This window comes from Acidithiobacillus sp. (assembly GCF_027322205.1).
In the GTDB taxonomy this organism is placed as follows: domain Bacteria; phylum Pseudomonadota; class Gammaproteobacteria; order Acidithiobacillales; family Acidithiobacillaceae; genus Acidithiobacillus.
The window spans coordinates 1-17,388 of record NZ_DAHVHY010000045.1 but is presented as its reverse complement, the minus strand read 5'-3'; the positions used below and the strand labels follow the sequence as shown (position 1 = coordinate 17,388).

Sequence of the window (17,388 nt, the reverse complement as noted above, 5' to 3'; positions counted from 1 at the left end):
GATCACTCCCTCGTTATTGGTTGAAATTCAAATTATAATGCGCAACTTTGGCCTGGACTTTATCAACAAGTTTCAGGCATTATCAAGTTATTTAATGGTGTTGGATAAAGGCCACAAAAAAGCCCCTTTTAGGGGCTTTCTAGTGCTGTTTACGACAGAGTTCAAGCGTGGCGGGCACGTACCTGTTTGGCCGCTTCCACCATGTTTTCCAAAGCGGGCGTCACTTCTGCCCATTTGCGGGTTTTCAGGCCACAGTCCGGGTTGATCCACAGGCGCTCAGCAGGTATTACTTTCGCCGCCTTCTCCATCAGGCCGACCATTTCTTCTACGCTGGGTACCCGTGGGGAATGGATGTCATACACGCCAGGTCCGATTTCGTTGGGGTAGTTGAAGGTCGCGAAGGCGTCCAGCAACTCCATCTGCGAACGTGAGGTCTCGATGGTGATGACGTCGGCATCCATGGCCGCGATGGCGGGCAGAATGTCGTTAAACTCCGAATAACACATGTGCGTATGGATTTGCACGTCATCCGGGGCGATCTGTGCCGAAATACGAAAGGCGCGGGAGGCCCAGCTCAGATAATGCTCCCAGTCCTTACGCTTGAGGGGTAAACCTTCACGGTAGGCCGGCTCGTCGATCTGGATGATGCCGATACCGGCGTCAATCAGGTCTTTGACTTCATCACGGATGGCAAGAGCGATTTGCAGAGCAGTCCGCTCGCGAGGCTGGTCGTCGCGGACGAAGGACCATTGGAGGATGGTCACCGGGCCGGTCAGCATACCCTTCATCGGGCGCTGGGTCAGGGACTGAGCGTATTTGCTCCAGGCCACCGTCATCGGTGTGGGGCGTGACACGTCACCGAAAATCAACGGCGGTTTCACGTAGCGCGATCCATAGCTCTGTACCCAACCGTGACGGGTAAAGGCAAAGCCTGATAGCTGCTCACCGAAATACTCGACCATGTCATTGCGTTCCGGCTCACCATGCACGGGTACGTCAATGCCCAGACGCTCCTGTTCCTTCACCACCAGCGCGATTTCCGCTTCCATTGCCTTCTGGTAGTCGACATTGCTCAACTCGCCCTTGCGATTTTGCAAGCGGGCCTTACGGATTTCCGGGGTTTGCGGGAAGCTGCCAATACTGGTGGTGGGGAAGGCGGGCAGCTTGAAACGTGCGCGCTGTGCGGCTTCACGGGCGAGGAAGGGGCTGTTACGCTGGCCATCATCCTTACCCAAACCCTCCAGGCGCTGGGCGACCGCCGGATTGTGGATGCGCGGCGAACTGCGGCGGGAAGCGACGGCGGCACGGGCAGTAGCCAGTTCCTGCGCCACGGACTCCACGCCCTTGTTCAGGGCGCGACCGATAACGGCCACTTCGTCCAGCTTCTGCACGGAGAAAGCCAGCCAGGACTTCAGTTCGGCATCCAACTCTGTTTCCTGCTCCAGATCCACGGGCGTATGCAGCAGACTGCAAGAAGGCGCCACCCAGAGGCGTTCGCCAAGCTGCTGATGGGCCGACTGCAAAAACGCCAGGGTAGCATCCAGGTCAGTACGCCAGACGTTACGACCATCGACGACACCGAGGGAGAGCACTTTGTCGGCAGGGTAGTCAGTGAGGAAGCTATTCAACTGCTGCGGAGCACGTCGCAGGTCGAGATGCAGACCCGCTACCGGCAGTGCCTTGAGGGTTTTGGCATGATCGGCGACGGAATCAAAATAAGTTGCCAGCAGCATCTTGGGCGCTTTGCCCTTGCCCAGGGCCTGGTAAGCCGACTCCAACGCCTTGATCCACTCCTGGGGCAAGTCGAGGGCGAGAGCAGGCTCATCCATCTGTACCCACTCCACACCCATATCCGCCAAACGGGCGAGAATCTCGGCATAGACCAGCAATGCTTTGGGCAGCAGGGTCAGGCGATCAAAGCAGGCGGTGCCAATGGACGCGCCGTGGCCGTGACAGGCGCTGTCATCATGATGATGCTGTGCCTCGTGGTGGGCTTCGGTGTTGAGGTCCTTTTCCTTACCCAGCCACAAATAAGTGATGGGGCCGACCAGTACGGGCTTGGCCTTCAGACCCAGTGCCTGGGCCTCTTTCACCTGGGTAAAAATGCGGTCGCTGGCGAGGCGAAAATCCATACCTTCGTGAAATTCCGGGACGATAAAGTGATAGTTGGCATCAAACCACTTGGTCATTTCCATGGCGGGCTGGGTGCTGGAGCCGCGCGCCATGGCGAAGAAGGTGCCGAGGTCCACCTGGTCACTGGAAAAGCCATAACGCGGCGGAACAGCGCCGAGCGTACAACTCATGTCGAGCATGTGATCATAAAGGCTGAAGTCGCCTACAGGCACCAGATCCATGCCACAGGTTTGCTGAATCCGCCAGTGGCGATCACGTAGCTGGGCGGCGCGTGACTGTAATTCCTTCTCGTCAATTTCTTTGGACCAGAAGCTTTCCAGCGCCTTTTTCAACTCACGCTTGTGGCCGATACGGGGAAAACCGAGACTGTGGACCGATGTCATGGGCATTACTCCTCTGCGAAAATTGCCGCCATCATGCCTTGCCGCGCCAGTGGGCTCAAGAGGGAATTTTTAGACTTGGTGATGAAAAGTATTCATCAATCCATCCGGAACCCGCGATGCAGTGCGACAATCCCACCAGAGAGGTTGAATATTTCTACCCGCGCCAACCCGGCGTCTTCCATCATCATCTTGAAGGTTTCCTGGTCGGGAAAGCGACGGATGGATTCCACCAGATACTGATAGCTCTCGCGGTCTTTGGCGATCAGTTCGCCAATGCGTGGCAGGAGATTGAAGGAATACAGATCGTAAATACTCTGCAATCCTGGCCAGCGCGGGTGGGAGAATTCGAGGATCAGGACCCGTCCGCCGGTTTTCAGCACCCGATGAATTTCGCTCAATGCGCGCTCTGGATGGGTCATATTACGGATGCCAAAAGCGAGGGTCACGAGGTCAAATTCCCGATCTGGGAAGGGGAGCGCCTCGGCATTGGCCTCCACGAACTCGATGTCGGCGATGATGCCCTTGTCGGCCAGCCGATTCTCGCCGACTGCGAGCATCTCCGGGTTTATATCGGAAACCACGATCGAGCCATTGGGCCGAACCCGCGGGTAAATTGCTGCCGCCAGATCGCCAGTGCCGCCCGCCAGGTCCAGCACCCGCTGTCCTGGTCGGGGACGGGCGAGATCGACGGTGAAGCGTTTCCACAGACGGTGGACGCCGAGGGACATAAGATCATTCATCAGGTCATACTTGCTGGCGACGCTGCTGAAAACCCCCTTGACGAGTTGTTCCTTCTCCGTTTCCGACACTTCCTGATAGCCGAAATGGGTGGTCGGCGCCAGAGCCTGGCTCCGTTCCCCGTTCTCTTGATGCTCGCTCATATAGTCAACTCCTTCACTTTGGGCGAATTTATGGTGTTGCAACCCCTCAGGCAGAACGCAAAAACAGGCTGCCCTTCTCACTAATATAGTTGCGTAATCGATCTGGAAAGTCTGCAGTCACCGATCCGGCGACTTCTGGTAACTCCATGAGTAATGCCGTCCAGCGTCGCAGTTTGCCCAAGGATTCCCAGCGCGGCAACGGGCGCAGGGCATGGAGGATTTCCATGCGCATGAACAGGGGCGCCAAGGCAGCGTCTACCAGGCTGAAATGTTCACTGGCAAAGAAGGGACCGTTCCCCATAATTTTGTCCAGCCGCTCCAGCTTGTCAAAAAGCTGGCGACTGGAGGCGGCGAAACGCTCCTCCCCTTGGGCGATCATCATCTGGAACTGGTCGCTCAGTATTTCGCTGCCGAAGGCGATCCAGGCGCGGTGTCGTGCCCGTTCCAGGGGGTCGGCGGGATGCAACGCGGGGGCGATGGTTTCGTCCAGATATTCATTGATGACCTGCGATTCAAAGAGCACCGTGTGTTCATCAATTTTTAGGCAAGGCACCTTGCCCATGGGCGACAGCGCCAGAAACCACTCCGGTTTGTGTGCCAGATCAACATGGGTAAGAGTGAAGCCCACCTGCTTGTGGAGCAGGGTGATGATGGAGCGTTGCACGTAAGGGCAGAGGGGAAAGCTGATGAGTTCTAGGGCCATGGCGTTTTCCTGCTGCGGGTTAGCGCGCCCCCAGGGCGCAACGATAAAGAGCCACCTCGCCGAAGAGGTTGGGCAACAGACGATTACGCCAGGTTTCACGACGATGGTCATTCAGTACGATCCGTTGATGAATCACGATGCCGCTGTTCCGGCACAGGGACTCAAAATCACGAATGGTACACAGATGAATGTTGGGCGTATCGTACCACGTGTGCGGCAGCACGTCTGTCATGGGCATGCGGCCGAGCACTCCCAGTTGCCAGCGCGCATGCCAATGCCCCATATTGGGAAAGGTGACGATGACCTCGCGCCCGACCCGCAGCATCTCCAACAGGAGTTCACGCGGATAGGTGGAGGCTTGCAGGGTCAGGGAAAGGACTACTGTATCGACGCTGTGATCGGCAAAATTACGCAAGCCCCGATCGAGATCCTGCTGGATCACCGGTATGCCCCGGCGGATGGCGGCTACCACCCGCGCTTCCTCAATTTCCACCCCGTAACCCTGTACGCCTTTTTCAGTACGCAGATAAGCCAGCAGTTCGCCCTCGCCACAACCCAGATCGAGAATACGGCTTTGCGGCGTAATCCAGTCGGCGATGATCGCCAGATCCTTACGCAGGGTCATATGCCCATTTCTTCAGCAACGCGCCCGAGATAGGCGCTGAGCACGGCCACATATTGGGGGATGGGCATCAGGAAAGAATCGTGACCGTGTTCCGCTTCGATCTCGGCGTAACTGACGTCCTGATTGCAGGTGTACAGGGCTTGCACGATTTCACGCGAGCGTTCCGGGGAGAAGCGCCAGTCTGAACTGAAAGAGATCACCAGAAAGCCTGCCTGTGTGGAGGCGAAGGCTTCGGCTAGGTTCCCGCCAAAAGCGTTGGCCGGATCAAAATAGTCCAAGGCCTTGGTGATGTAGAGATAACTATTGGCATCGAAGCGCTCAACAAAGCTGGAGCCTTGATAGCGAAGATAACTCTCTACCTCGAAATCCACGTCGAAGCCGAAGGAAAAAGCCTTGCCGCCACGGGTGTCGCGGCCGAACTTGGTGCGCATGGCGTCGTCGGAAAGATAGGTGATATGTCCGATCATGCGCGCCAGTGACAGTCCGCGCCGGGGCTTGGTGGCGTGGGCATAGTAGCGTCCGCCATGAAAGTCCGGGTCGGTCATGATGGCCTGGCGGCAGACTTCGTTGAAGGCAATATTCTGCGCGGTGAGTTTGGATGCCGCAGCGATAACGACCGCATGACGCAAGCGTTCCGGGTAATCCATCGTCCATTGCATGACCTGCATGCCCCCCAGGCTGCCGCCGACGACAGCCGCCCACTGCGCAATACCCAGATGATCGGCGAGATCTGCCTGTGTCTTCACCCAGTCGCGTACGGTGACCATGGGGAAATCCAGTCCCCAGGGCGTGCCGGTCTCCGGGTTGATGCTGGCCGGACCCGTCGAGCCTTTGCAGGAGCCGATGAAGTTGGCGCAGATGAAGAAAAAGCGCTCGGTATCCATGGCCTTACCGGGCCCCAGCAGGTGCTCCCACCAGCCCGGCTTGCGATCGTTCATACTGTGGTAACCGGCCGCATGGTGGTCACCGGAAAGGGCGTGGCAGAGCAGGATGGCATTGCTCCGCTGTGCATTGAGGGTGCCGTAGGTCTCATAGGTGAGGGTGTAGCCGGGCAGGTCGCGGCCACACTCCAGTTCCAGAGGTGCCGAAAAGGTCACGGTCTGCGGGATTACCAGTCCTACGGAATCAGCGGGTATTTCTGCTGGCATTGCGCACTTTATTTTGCAGGGAAAGCCCAAAGAGTCTAATCGCGCCAGCCGCTGGCTACAAGAAGATAGTGGCACGAACGCCTGGCCAACCGGTTTTTGTAATGGCGCATGTTCTTGGCTAAAATGGCGAAAGATTGTCTCGAGACTGGCACGGAGTGGTGCGCAGTCCGTTTGCCCTCAGTCCGGGAGCAGCGCTTTGGCTTGGAAATGGTTGGATCGGATGGTGACCTGGGTAGAAGGGGGTGCCGAGTTGGTGGCGGCGCGCCCCAAGCCTTGGCTTGTCTTCGCCGCAGGGGCCATGCTCTTCGCCGCTATTCCTTTTCCGGGCTGGCTTATGGATGCGCTGGCACCACTTGGATTGCTGGTCGGCTTGCGTATCGCCGGGCACGGTGAGGGGGAAGAATACACCGCGCAGCAAACCCGGCACGCACTGCATGTGGCCGTGTTATGGGGCATGGTGTTCGCGGTGTTCGGCATGATTTTCGAATTTGGCCAGGATGTGGTCGTTATGGGGGGGATCCTTGCGGGGATTCAGATGCCCTGGAATAATGGGTCGGGATTGGGGCAGGGATTTTGGGGTTGGTGGTTTGCCTTCGGCGAGCGATTTTCTGACCTCGCGCTCATGCCTTACTTCTGGTTTTCACCCGCTTTTTTCGGGATAGCCCTGGCTTTGCACAAAGGACACGGCTGGCTGGAGTCTGAGGTGGAAACCACCCTGACCCTGATTTTCCGACCGGAACTGCGCGATCCCCTCATTGCCCTCTGGGCAATTATTTTGGTCAGCAATGTATTGATGCCATCCTTCTCGCAGTTGTGGCTGGGCTTGGTGGTCTGGGTGCTCGGTCCGCCGGTCATTTATGTGGCCTATCAGGATATTTTCGCGGACAAACAGCGGCCACGCCGTGGCAAGAAAGAAAAGGCGGTACCGAAGTTCGTTTTACAGGGCCACCCACAGCCGGTACGCATCAAGATCTGATCCAAGGAATACCCGGTCGCGAGTGTCGAATGAAAGAGATTCATGGCGCATGCCAATTTTTCACCCTTGCTGTGATCGCGCGCATCCATTAGTGTTTACCTCTGTTTTTCTCAAGTTTTAAGGAGCTCGGCCATGTTTTCCAAAACCCTGACCATTGCTGATTTCGATCCCGCACTGTGGGACGCTATGCGCAAGGAAACCCGGCGCCAGGAAGATCATGTCGAACTCATCGCCTCTGAAAACTATGCCAGCCCCATGGTGATGGTCGCGCAGGGTTCGGTGCTGACCAATAAATATGCGGAAGGCTACCCGGGCAAGCGCTACTACGGCGGTTGCGAATATGTGGACATCGCCGAGCAGTTGGCGATCGACCGTGCTCTGGAGCTTTTTGGCGCCGAACATGCCAACGTCCAGGCCCACTCTGGTTCACAGGCCAACCAGGCGGTCTATCTTTCCGTGCTCCAGCCTGGCGATAAGATCATGGGTATGAGCTTGGCCCACGGTGGCCATCTGACCCACGGCGCCAAGGTGAACGTGTCCGGTAAACTTTTTCAGGTTGCGGCATATGGGGTGCGCGCGGAAGATGGCCGCATCGATTATGACGCCATGGCGGAGCAGGCGGAGCAGGAACGCCCGAAGATGATCGTTGCGGGTGCCAGTGCTTACTCACGCGTTATCGACTTCGCCCGCATCGGTGAGATTGCCCGCAGCATCGGCGCCTATCTGCTGGTGGACATGGCGCACATCGCCGGTCTCGTAGCCGCGGGTCTGCATCCCAGTCCGGTGCCCCATGCGGATTTTGTCACCACCACCACCCACAAAACCTTGCGCGGACCCCGCGGTGGTTTGATCCTCTGTCGGGAACAGTATGCCAAGAAGGTGAACTCCCTGATTTTCCCCGGTTTACAGGGGGGGCCACTGATGCATATCATCGCCGCCAAGGCCGTTGCCTTCCGCGAAGCATTACAGCCGGAGTTCAAGGTGTATCAGCAGCAAGTCATCCACAATGCGCAAACCCTGAGCAACGTGCTGACCGAGCGGGGTTATGGTGCCGTTTCGGGTGGCACCGACAATCATCTTTTCCTGCTGAATCTGGGCGAGAAGGTCACGGGTAAAGAGGCTGAAGAAGCGCTGGGGCAGGCCAACATCACGGTCAACAAAAATGCCGTGCCCTTCGACACGCGTCCGCCGGCGGTCACCAGTGGTATCCGTATCGGTACGCCTGCAGCAACGACGCGTGGCTTCGGCGAGACTGAAATGTATCGCCTGGGCAATGGCATTGCCGATGTTCTGGATGCGACCAGTGATACAGCGGTCATTGAACGTGTCCAGGCGGACATGAAAGCCCTTTGTCAGCAGTTCCCGGTATACGGCTAGGTAGCTGTGCACTGCCCGTTTTGCGCCTATGCCGACACTCGCGTGGTGGACTCTCGCCTTGCGGACGACGGCGGGAGTGTACGGCGGCGGCGCGAATGTCCGGAGTGCGGGCAACGCTTTACCACCTTTGAACGGGCAGAGCTGGCCCTGCCCATGGTCGTCAAGACCGATGGGCGACGCGAATCCTTCAGCGAAGATAAACTCCAGCGGGGCTTGACTCGGGCGCTGAGCAAACGGCCGGTAGCGACGGCGCGGGTGGATGCCGCCGTGCGGATGATCCAGCAGCGGATCCGTGTACGCGGTGAGCGGGAGGTTCCGGCGCGTCTCATCGGCGAACTGGTGATGGAGGCTTTGCGGGACCTTGACCCCGTCGCCTACGTGCGTTTTGCCTCGGTCTATCGGCGCTTTGAAGATGTCGACGCCTTCAGCGCCGAAATCGCGCGCATGAAAGAGGGAGGGGTCCCCGGCGAGGGAGCCGACGTGGCTCGTGACGACTGAGCAGGATGTTGTCTTCATGGGGGAGGCACTGGTACTAGCAGAACTGGGACTCTACAGCACACATCCCAATCCGCACGTGGGGGCCGTGCTGGTCAAAGATGGATTCGTCGTCGGGCGGGGCGCCCACTTACAGGCCGGTAAACCGCATGCCGAAGTGTTCGCACTTGCGGAAGCGGGCGATGCCGCGCGTGGTGCCACCGCTTATGTCACCCTGGAGCCCTGTAGCCATCAGGGCCGCACCCCGCCCTGTGCGGATGCGCTTATTGCAGCGGGCGTGGCGCGGGTCGTGATCGCCATGCGCGACCCCAATCCTTTGGTGGCGGGGCGCGGCGTGGAATATTTGCGCGCTGCCGGGGTTGTCGTTGATGAGGGTTGTCTGGAGGCTGTGGCGGAAGCTCTGAATCCCGGATTCTTGCAGCGGATGCGCCATGGCCGTCCCTGGATGCGGCTCAAGCAGGCTATGAGTCTGGATGGCCGGGTGGCGCTCGCCAATGGGCAAAGCCAATGGCTGACGGGGGAGGCGGCGCGCGCGGATGTGCAACTGGAGCGCGCGCGCGCCAGTGCCATCCTGGTCGGTATCGGCACGGTGCTGACCGATAATCCCCGTCTGGCGCCACGTTTGGATGCGGCCCTGCAGCGCTATCCGGTAAAAATCGTTTTGGATACCCACTTGCGTACCTCCCCCGATGCGGCGCTTTTTAGTACGCCGGGCGCGGTATGGATTTGTCACCATCCGGATGCTCCAAGCGCTGCTCGGGAGGCGCTGCGCGCCGCCGGTGCGGAGTTGCTGCCTTGTTGTGGAACGGGAGGGGAGCTGGATTGGCAGGAAGTGATGACCATGCTCGCCCAGCGGGAAATGAATGAGATTCTGGTAGAAGCGGGGCCACGTATCGCGGCTTCCTTACTAAGAGCCGAACTGGTCGACGAATGGCTGCTTTATGTGGCACCGCTGCTGCTCGGACAGGATGCGCGACCGGTGCTCGCGACCGGCCCCTATGCGAATCTCGCGGAGGTGCCGCGCTGGTCGGTGATCAATACCACTCAACTGGGCGACGATATCAAGTGGACGTTGCGTCCGCAGGAGCGATAAGCGATGTTTACCGGTATTATTCAGGGCTTGGGGCAGATTCGCGGGATGCAGCCACAGGGTGGTGACTTGCGGATGACTGTCGCCGCCGGGAAGCTTGATCTCAGTGATGTCCAGTTGGGTGACAGTATTGCGGTTTCCGGCGCCTGTCTGACGGTGGTGGAACTCCAGCGCGATACTTTCGCTGTCGATGTCTCCCGCGAAACCCTCGATAAAACCCTTCTTGGGCGTCTCAAGGCAGGCAGCCCAGTCAACCTGGAAAAAGCCTTGCGTCTGGCCGATCGCCTGGGAGGGCATCTGGTCGCTGGCCATGTGGATGGTGTCGGACATATTCGCGAAGTGAGCGTGTCGGGACGTTCGCAGGTGTTTGCCATCGCCGCACCGCCAGATCTGCTGCGTTATATCGCCGCCAAGGGCAGCATCTGCGTGGACGGCATCAGTTTGACCGTCAATGCGCTCCATGGTGACTTGTTTATGCTTAATCTTATCCCCCACACTTTAGAGCAGACGACGGCCGCGCAATGGCGCTCCGGACAGGCGGTCAATCTGGAGGTGGATCTTGTCGCCCGTTACCTGGAACGCTGGGTAGCCACAGACCCCGGGTCCGAGTTAAAGTCGAGAGTTACGCGTGATTTGCTGGCCGCAAAAGGGTTTCCCGTATGAGCAGTGCCAATATCAGTCCTACCGCGGAGATCATCGCCGACATCGCCGCCGGGCGCATGGTGATCCTGATGGATGACGAGGGGCGTGAAAATGAAGGCGACCTCATTATGGCGGCAGAGTTTGTGACGCCCGCCGCCATCAACTTCATGGTCTCGCAGGCGCGTGGTCTGGTGTGCCTGCCCCTCACCCGTGAGCGTTGCGAGCAATTGCGCCTCCCGCAGATGGTGAGTCATAATACGGCCAGCCTAGGCACCGCTTTTACTGTTTCCATCGAAGCCGCCCGAGGCGTCACTACGGGTATTTCCGCTGCCGACCGTGCCGCGACGATTCAGGCGGCCATCGCTGGTGATGCGGGTCCTGAGGATATTGTAATGCCCGGACACATCTTTCCGTTAACGGCGGAAGCAGGCGGTGTCCTGGTCCGTGCTGGCCATACGGAAGCGGCCGTCGACCTTGCCCGACTGGCGGGCTGCAAACCCGCTGGCGTCATCTGCGAAATTCTCAACACCGACGGCGAAATGGCGCGTTTGCCCGACCTGCTTCCCTATGCGGCGGAGCATGGCCTCAAAATTGGCACCATTGCCGACCTTATCCGCTACCGTCTGGAGCGGGAGCGTATCGTACAGCGCGAGGCAAGCGGTCCGTGGCACACCCCATACGGCGACTTCCAGCTCCATGTCTATCGTGACTGGGTCGCCCGCGAAATGCATTTCGCCCTAGTCCTTGGCGACCTGGAAGCGCGTGACGAACCCGTACTGGTGCGGGTACAGGTTGGCAAGATACTGAATGATCTGTTCGCCGGTGAAACCAGTCCAAACACTGTGGCTTTGCGGTGCCTCTCTGAGGAAGGTCGTGGTGTGTTGGTCTACCTCCACCACCAGGAGAGTGTCGAAGAACTCCTGCGGGAAGTTGCTGCGCTGCCTGAAAAGCCCAAGGGACCTGGTCAGACCGGAGACGCTGGACGAGTCCTGCGCACTTTTGGTATCGGCGCCCAAATTCTCTCCGATCTGGGGGTACATCAGGCTGTGGTCCTTAGCGACAGCCAGTTTCAGTACCGTGGTATCGGCGGCTTTGGTCTGGAGATCGTTGGCCAGCGGCCCTTTCAGGAAGTTTCCGAGGATGTGTCATGATTCGTCATATCGAAGGCAGTTTGCAGGCTGGTGAGCATCGTTTTGCCCTGTTGGTCAGTCGCTTCAACAGCTTTATCACCCAGCAGTTGGAGCAGGGTGCCATCGACGCGTTGTGCCGTCACGGTGCCGAAGAAGAACAGCTTCACGTCGTTCATGTTCCAGGTGCTTATGAAATGCCGCTGGTCGCGCAGAAACTGGCGCGCAGCGGTAATTATGATGCAGTGATTTGTTTGGGTGCAGTGATTCGCGGTAGCACCCCGCATTTTGATTATGTTGCGGCCGAAGTGTCCAAGGGTGTGGCCCAGGTATCCATGGATACGGGGGTTCCGGTGATTTTTGGGGTGCTGACCACGGAGAGCATTGAGCAGGCTATTGAGCGCGCCGGTACCAAGGCGGGCAATAAGGGCTTTGATGCCGCCATGACTGCGCTGGAAATGGTGCAGTTGTTGCGTCAGATCTGAACAGTACTCCATGAAAATCAGTCGCCGTCGTCTAGCGCGTCAAGCTGCCGTTCAGGCCCTTTATCAGTGGCAGATGAATCCCGGCCACTGCACCGAGATCGAGTTGCAATTTACCTCCGACCCAGAGCGCCTGCAGGGCGCCGATGTCGCTTTCTTCAAAAGTCTCTGGCAAGGGGTTTGTGCCGCAATCCCCGAGCTGGATCCCGCCATTGCCCAGGAAGTTCAGGATCGCCGCTGGGCCGATGAGGTCAGCGAAGTGGAACGGGCGATTCTGCGCTTGGCGGCCTACGAATTGCGGGACTATCCACAAACGCCCTACCGGGTGATCATCAATGAAGCTATAGAGCTGAGTAAAGGCTTTGGTGGTGAGCAGGGCCATCGCTTTGTGAACGCCGTCCTGGATAAGCTGGCGCAGAAATGGCGCGCCCCCGAGACTTTGCAGGCTGGTCGCTGACAAATGGCAACTAGTCTGCTTTTGCTCTGCCGATGTGAATATGGTTCGATCCTGGGCTTTGAAAACTCTGTCATCTTGTGCTATCACCACAAAGTGGTCTTTCCATGTTCCCAGGAGTGTAGCCATGGTGGAAGAGCAACCAAAAAAACGAGTCACAAGGTCCACGGAAGTTTCAGCGGATCCCAAGGCAGCGCCAGCCCGTCGCGCGACGGCTCCGGACGCAGCCGCCGTGCCCAAGCCGCGCGCCGCTCGCGCCCGTAAATCGGCTGGGGAAGCCGCACCGGTCAAAATGCTGCCTAGTGCCGGACGTTCAAAGTCCCCTGCAGTCTCTGCCGCGGATCGCCAGCACATGATTGCTGAACGTGCCTACTATCTCGCTGAGGCCCGCAGCTTTGCGGGAAGCGACTGCCAGGCAGACTGGTATGCAGCAGAGGCTTGGATCGACGCTCAGCTATCCACTTAAAGCGTCTGATGCGGCTCGCGGATGTCTGTGCGCTGCCGGTCGCGGCCTCTCTAAATTCCGGTTTGGCGGGCGCCAGAAAAACTTCTGGCGACGCGCGAGGTTTTTGGTGTAACCTCGTCATCTGCAAGATTTTGTCAAACAGCCTGGAGTTTCTATGCGCGCTCATCATGATTTCAGTAAACGTTTCCTCCTCGCTGCGAGTGGCGCAGCACTTTTGGTACTTTCCACTTCCTTGGCCGAAGCGCAGTCTGCACCCAAGGCAGACCTGGAAGATGTGGCTACCACTCAGCCCGCTGATCTCACCACCGCCAAGCTTGAAAATACGATTGGTACCCGTTGTGCCCTGGGCGATGGGGTTCCACAGAATTATGCTTTGGCGGCACAGTGGTTTGATAAGGCTGCCCTCCATGGCTATGCCAAGGCAGAATATAATCTCGGCATGCAGTATTATTTCGGGCAGGGCGTCAGTAAGGATGAGACCAAAGCGGCTTACTGGTGGACGAAGGCGGCAGCGCAGGGTATTGCCGCCGCTCAGTATAACTTGGGTAATCTCTATTTCTTAGGGCAAGGGGTTCCGCAGGACTATGGTAAGGCAAGCCTCTGGTGGCGCAAGGCAGCAGCACTCGGAAATACCCAGGCGACCAGTAACCTGGCAACCTTGGCGCGCCTGCACCCGGAGTACCAAACAGTGGCTGCTGTCGAGAAAAAGACCGTAGTCGTACCTTGATGTGCGGCTGATCATTTAGTCAGTGCTTTTTTCGGTGTCGTCGGTCGCTATGCCATTGCTTTTCTGGACACGCATAGCGGCGGCATGTTCCTTCTCGATATACTCCCGCTTACCGCGTTCTGCGTTGAGTTGCCCTTCAAGGTCGGCCACATGTCGTTCATGGCGACGAATTTTCAGCCGGTTACGGATATGTGTGGGTAGATAAATCAGCATGCTCGCAATAAAACCGGCGACGAAACCACTGAGCAGGACCACCCCCTGGGATTGTGCAAATGTCCATGAGAAGAAATGAATAGCGGCGGGAGCCCCATTCTGAGCTGCAAAAATGACAGCCAGTGCCGCTATCAGAAAAGAAACGATCATCCACATTGTGCCCTCCTTTCCCTTGCTTGGTTATGTACTTGTTGTAACGGAAACTTACATAACGTTAACCGCGCCTGAAAAACACTCTGTCCACCCAGCGGGACCCGACCCAAAGTGTTGTCGGTAGGATGACTAACCAAGCCCATACGGGTAAATTGAGTACTTGGCTATCCAACCGATGTTCCAGCGCCGCAATAATGCCTAACCCTACCACAATAAATGTACCACCTACGCCATAGGTAAGCTTTTGCAAACCATGGTGCAGTTCTTGCCGAATGCCCTCGATATCGTTGTTGCGAATCACCAAAGGCAGCTCTCCCTGTTGGGCTTGGCGCAGGATATTATGCAGGAGTACCGGCATTTCTGGCAGCACCAATCCCCACTGAGGAAAGTATTGTTTAAGCTCGGACCACCAGCCCTGCGGACCGCGCTGGCGACTGAGCCATTCCGTCAACAGTGGTGTGGCGACTTCCCACATATTGAGTGCCGGGTTGAAATCGCGGGCAATGCCCTCGACATTAACCAGCGTTTTTTGGAGCAGCAGGAGTTGTGGCTGAGTTTGCATTTGAAAAGTGCGCGTCGTTTGAAAGAGACGAAGTAAGAGGCTGGCGACGGATATTTCATTCAGGGGCTTTTCAAACATCGGCTCCGCAATGGCACGAATGGCCGTTTCGAAATCCTGTACGTTGGTATCTGGTGGTACCCATCCGGCTTCCACATGCGCTTCTGCTACGCGCCGGTAGTCGCGTCGAAAAAATGCAATCATATTTTCGGCGAGGTAATGCTGGCTCGCATCATCCAGGCTTCCCATGATGCCGAAATCAACGGCGATAAAGCGCCCATTTTTCGGATCAATAAAGAGGTTGCCGGGATGCATATCCGCATGGAAATACGCATCGCGAAATATCTGGCGAAAAAAGATTTCTGCGGCGCGTCGCGAGAGCTGGTCAAAATCAATGCCAGCATCACGCAGTGCGTCGTGCTGACCGATGGGAATACCATAAATGCGTTCCATCACCAATACTGGGGACGCGCAGTAATCCCAATATATTTCTGGCACATAGAGCAGATCAGGCTCTGCGGAAAAATTACGCCGCAACTGACTGGCATTGGCCGCCTCGCGTAGCAGATCCAGTTCGCCGCGAATGGTTTTGGCATATTCCGCAACAACCGCACGTATTCTCAGGCGACGGCCCTCCTGAGAATAGCGCTCCGCGAGATCGGCGAGCAGGGCGAGTATCGCTAAGTCCTGATCAATAATCCGTTGTAGACCAGGGCGGCGGACTTTGATCGCCACTTCACGGCCGTCCAGTAATTGCCCAAAGTGTACTTGGGCAATGGACGCAGCAGCAGCGGGCTGATCTTCAAATTGAGAGAAGACCGTTTCAATCGGTTTGCCCAGCGCCGCCTCGATAATCTGCCGGGCGACGTTTGACGGGAAAGGGGGTACTGCATCCTGAAGTTTCGCGAGTTCCTGAGTAATATGGTCGGGAAGCAAATCTCGGCGGGTTGAAAGCATTTGTCCGAGTTTGATAAAGGTGGGTCCCAGCGTTTCTAGTGCCTCGCGCAAGCGTTCGGCGAAGGTGCCCTGCGGACGCGGCCCGAACCAAGCCACGGGGCTCAGGCGTAGAATGGCCTGATAGGGTTTTAGCAAGGGGAGAAAATAAAGCACGTCGTCCAGGCGGTAACGCACCAGAACGCGGGTGATGTGCAACGTACGCACAAAACGGAGGAAAGACTGTCGCATGGCGCCTAGTCTATCATGGAAATGACGCCACGCACTGCTATGGTTGCGGCAAAAAAAAGCGGGCCTTGGTGGACCCGCCTTGGTAGCACTGGGAGGAAATTACTGCGCGGTCTTCTGAACCTTGATGCTGGAATTGATTTCCACACGCTGATTCAGGAATCGACCCTGCGGCGTAGCGTTGGTGGCGACCGGATTGTCGTAGGAATGGCCCTTCAATACCATACGATCACTCGTCACCCCATGTTGCGTCAGGTACTGCGCTACACTTTGGGCACGCAGTTTGGACAGCTTAAGGTTGTATGCGTAACTACCCACCTTGCTGCAATAGCCATTAACGTCGAGTACGGCATCTGGGTGGTTTTTTGCAAAATCGGCCACTTGGTCCAGTACCTTGATGTCATGATCCAGAAGTTTGTATGAATCAAACTTAAAGTTAATTCCGGTAATAGTAACCGGTTTGCTCACCAGAACTGTCCGCTCTACAGGCGCGATGGGGGCCGGCATTGGCGCGGGAGGCGGAGGTGTCGGCGCGACCGCCACGGGGACCGGCGCGGGGGCGCAATGGGCAGGCACAGGACCATCAGTGACCGGGCGCCCGCCCCGTACACAGATGCCCCTGCTGGTGACAAGGGGTTTGGCGCCGTGGTCTATTGCATAACCCACGTAGCCATCGTTCGCATAAGCGGCACTGGCGAAAAGACCACAACTAATGGCAGCCAGCAGTGTAATACGTTTAATATGTAACATTATTAAAACCCTCCTCTCTCAAGCCCTGGCGAAACTGCCCGGCAAAAACCTTGACCACTCTGGTGGAGGATGTTGTAAATGGGCAACTTTGTCAAGACGCCAGCAGCGCAAGATGTGCATAAGTCATCCAAATGTTGGCCACTGTGTCAGAAATAGCCAGACACCCACAGGTGCTGAAGTCGCTTGACAAAGAAAAGCCTGAGCCGCACAATGCGCCGCTAATCGTGGGAGGGGTTCCCGAGCGGTTAAAGGGATCAGACTGTAAATCTGACGGCTCTGCCTTCGGAGGTTCGAATCCTCCCCCCTCCACCATTTGTATCGAATTTTTAGTATCGCGCGCTGGGCGCAGGGCTAGATGGTAAGTTTAATTTGTGCGGGTGTAGTTCAACGGTAGAACCTCAGCCTTCCAAGCTGATGGTGTGGGTTCGATTCCCATCACCCGCTCCAGTGTTCAGGCCCACATAGCTCAGTCGGTAGAGCACTTCCTTGGTAAGGAAGAGGTCACCGGTTCGAATCCGGTTGTGGGCTCCATATTTTTTGGTCTTTGCTTGGTTGGGTCTGGTATTCTTGGGGGAGTGTCTGATGTCCAAAGGGAAATTTGAGCGGACGAAGCCGCATGTGAACGTGGGGACGATTGGTCACGTGGACCATGGTAAGACCACATTAACGGCGGCGCTGACGAAGGTGTTGTCGGCGAAGTTTGGCGGTGAGGTTCGCGCTTATGATCAGATTGACAATGCGCCGGAAGAGCGGGCACGGGGGATCACGATTGCGACCTCGCATGTGGAGTATGAAACGGCAAATCGCCACTATGCCCACGTC

At 57.3% G+C, this 17,388-nt stretch carries 19 protein-coding genes and 3 tRNA genes; 14 read left to right on the top strand and 8 right to left on the bottom strand.

Annotated elements, in window-relative coordinates; translation table 11 throughout:
- Positions 1-161: 161 nt before the first annotated feature.
- From metE to metX, 5 genes are all read right to left on the bottom strand, one after another.
- Positions 162-2,516, bottom strand: a complete 2,355-nt coding sequence (metE, locus tag M7F93_RS08075; protein ID WP_298171689.1) for a 5-methyltetrahydropteroyltriglutamate--homocysteine S-methyltransferase — start codon at positions 2,514-2,516, stop codon at positions 162-164.
- Positions 2,517-2,611: 95 nt separating this feature from the next.
- Positions 2,612-3,397, bottom strand: a complete 786-nt coding sequence (ubiE, locus tag M7F93_RS08070) for a bifunctional demethylmenaquinone methyltransferase/2-methoxy-6-polyprenyl-1,4-benzoquinol methylase UbiE (protein WP_298171687.1) — start codon at positions 3,395-3,397, stop codon at positions 2,612-2,614.
- A gap of 46 nt (positions 3,398-3,443) precedes the next feature.
- A complete protein-coding gene (locus M7F93_RS08065; protein ID WP_298171685.1) occupies positions 3,444-4,100 on the bottom strand; it encodes a glutathione S-transferase family protein in 657 nt (218 codons plus the stop codon).
- A gap of 19 nt (positions 4,101-4,119) precedes the next feature.
- On the bottom strand, positions 4,120-4,725 hold the full coding sequence (gene metW / locus M7F93_RS08060) for a methionine biosynthesis protein MetW (protein WP_298171682.1): 606 nt from the start codon (positions 4,723-4,725) through the stop codon (positions 4,120-4,122).
- Complete coding sequence (metX, locus tag M7F93_RS08055) at positions 4,722-5,873, bottom strand: homoserine O-succinyltransferase MetX (RefSeq protein WP_298171679.1); 1,152 nt, start codon at positions 5,871-5,873, stop codon at positions 4,722-4,724. Before metX ends, metW begins: the two co-directional genes overlap by 4 nt.
- A gap of 196 nt (positions 5,874-6,069) precedes the next feature.
- Between metX and M7F93_RS08050 the strand changes: the two genes are divergently transcribed.
- From M7F93_RS08050 to M7F93_RS08005, 10 genes are all read left to right on the top strand, one after another.
- The gene (locus tag M7F93_RS08050) at positions 6,070-6,849 is read left to right on the top strand and encodes a hypothetical protein (protein WP_298171676.1); all 780 of its coding nucleotides are present in this window, start codon (positions 6,070-6,072) and stop codon (positions 6,847-6,849) included.
- Between the two features lie 132 nt (positions 6,850-6,981).
- Entirely contained in the window at positions 6,982-8,226 is a 1,245-nt protein-coding gene (gene glyA, locus M7F93_RS08045; protein ID WP_298171673.1) for a serine hydroxymethyltransferase, read from the top strand.
- Between the two features lie 6 nt (positions 8,227-8,232).
- On the top strand, positions 8,233-8,724 hold the full coding sequence (nrdR, locus tag M7F93_RS08040; protein WP_298171670.1) for a transcriptional regulator NrdR: 492 nt from the start codon (positions 8,233-8,235) through the stop codon (positions 8,722-8,724).
- On the top strand, positions 8,714-9,814 hold the full coding sequence (gene ribD, locus M7F93_RS08035; RefSeq protein WP_298171667.1) for a bifunctional diaminohydroxyphosphoribosylaminopyrimidine deaminase/5-amino-6-(5-phosphoribosylamino)uracil reductase RibD: 1,101 nt from the start codon (positions 8,714-8,716) through the stop codon (positions 9,812-9,814). Before nrdR ends, ribD begins: the two co-directional genes overlap by 11 nt.
- A 3-nt stretch (positions 9,815-9,817) precedes the next feature.
- A complete protein-coding gene (locus M7F93_RS08030) occupies positions 9,818-10,474 on the top strand; it encodes a riboflavin synthase (protein ID WP_298171664.1) in 657 nt (218 codons plus the stop codon).
- The gene (gene ribB, locus M7F93_RS08025; protein WP_298171661.1) at positions 10,471-11,604 is read left to right on the top strand and encodes a 3,4-dihydroxy-2-butanone-4-phosphate synthase; all 1,134 of its coding nucleotides are present in this window, start codon (positions 10,471-10,473) and stop codon (positions 11,602-11,604) included. The genes M7F93_RS08030 and ribB overlap by 4 nt, the downstream gene beginning before the upstream one ends.
- On the top strand, positions 11,601-12,065 hold the full coding sequence (gene ribH / locus M7F93_RS08020; protein ID WP_298171658.1) for a 6,7-dimethyl-8-ribityllumazine synthase: 465 nt from the start codon (positions 11,601-11,603) through the stop codon (positions 12,063-12,065). Before ribB ends, ribH begins: the two co-directional genes overlap by 4 nt.
- 10 nt (positions 12,066-12,075) lie before the next feature.
- Entirely contained in the window at positions 12,076-12,519 is a 444-nt protein-coding gene (gene nusB, locus M7F93_RS08015) for a transcription antitermination factor NusB (protein ID WP_298171655.1), read from the top strand.
- Positions 12,520-12,643: 124 nt separating this feature from the next.
- Positions 12,644-12,982, top strand: a complete 339-nt coding sequence (locus M7F93_RS08010; RefSeq protein WP_298171651.1) for a DUF2934 domain-containing protein — start codon at positions 12,644-12,646, stop codon at positions 12,980-12,982.
- Positions 12,983-13,136: 154 nt separating this feature from the next.
- Entirely contained in the window at positions 13,137-13,709 is a 573-nt protein-coding gene (locus M7F93_RS08005) for a tetratricopeptide repeat protein (protein WP_298171649.1), read from the top strand.
- A gap of 15 nt (positions 13,710-13,724) precedes the next feature.
- Here the strand turns inward: M7F93_RS08005 and M7F93_RS08000 are convergent, their stop codons facing one another.
- The 3 genes from M7F93_RS08000 to M7F93_RS07990 all read right to left on the bottom strand — a co-directional run bounded on the left by M7F93_RS08000 (position 13,725) and on the right by M7F93_RS07990 (position 16,566).
- Positions 13,725-14,078, bottom strand: coding sequence for a LapA family protein (locus M7F93_RS08000; RefSeq protein WP_298171646.1), 354 nt, complete (start codon positions 14,076-14,078; stop codon positions 13,725-13,727).
- A gap of 58 nt (positions 14,079-14,136) precedes the next feature.
- The gene (gene ubiB, locus M7F93_RS07995) at positions 14,137-15,819 is read right to left on the bottom strand and encodes a ubiquinone biosynthesis regulatory protein kinase UbiB (RefSeq protein WP_298171642.1); all 1,683 of its coding nucleotides are present in this window, start codon (positions 15,817-15,819) and stop codon (positions 14,137-14,139) included.
- 99 nt (positions 15,820-15,918) lie between these two features.
- On the bottom strand, positions 15,919-16,566 hold the full coding sequence (locus M7F93_RS07990; protein WP_298171639.1) for an OmpA family protein: 648 nt from the start codon (positions 16,564-16,566) through the stop codon (positions 15,919-15,921).
- Between the two features lie 227 nt (positions 16,567-16,793).
- Between M7F93_RS07990 and M7F93_RS07985 the strand changes: the two genes are divergently transcribed.
- The 4 genes from M7F93_RS07985 to M7F93_RS07970 form a co-directional block, all read left to right on the top strand.
- Positions 16,794-16,878: transfer RNA gene (locus M7F93_RS07985), tRNA-Tyr, on the top strand.
- Between the two features lie 61 nt (positions 16,879-16,939).
- Positions 16,940-17,013, top strand: a tRNA-Gly gene (locus tag M7F93_RS07980).
- A gap of 8 nt (positions 17,014-17,021) precedes the next feature.
- Positions 17,022-17,097: transfer RNA gene (locus M7F93_RS07975), tRNA-Thr, on the top strand.
- A gap of 51 nt (positions 17,098-17,148) precedes the next feature.
- Positions 17,149-17,388 (top strand): GTP-binding protein (locus tag M7F93_RS07970; protein WP_298171637.1); only part of this gene is annotated, 240 nt, incomplete at its 3' end.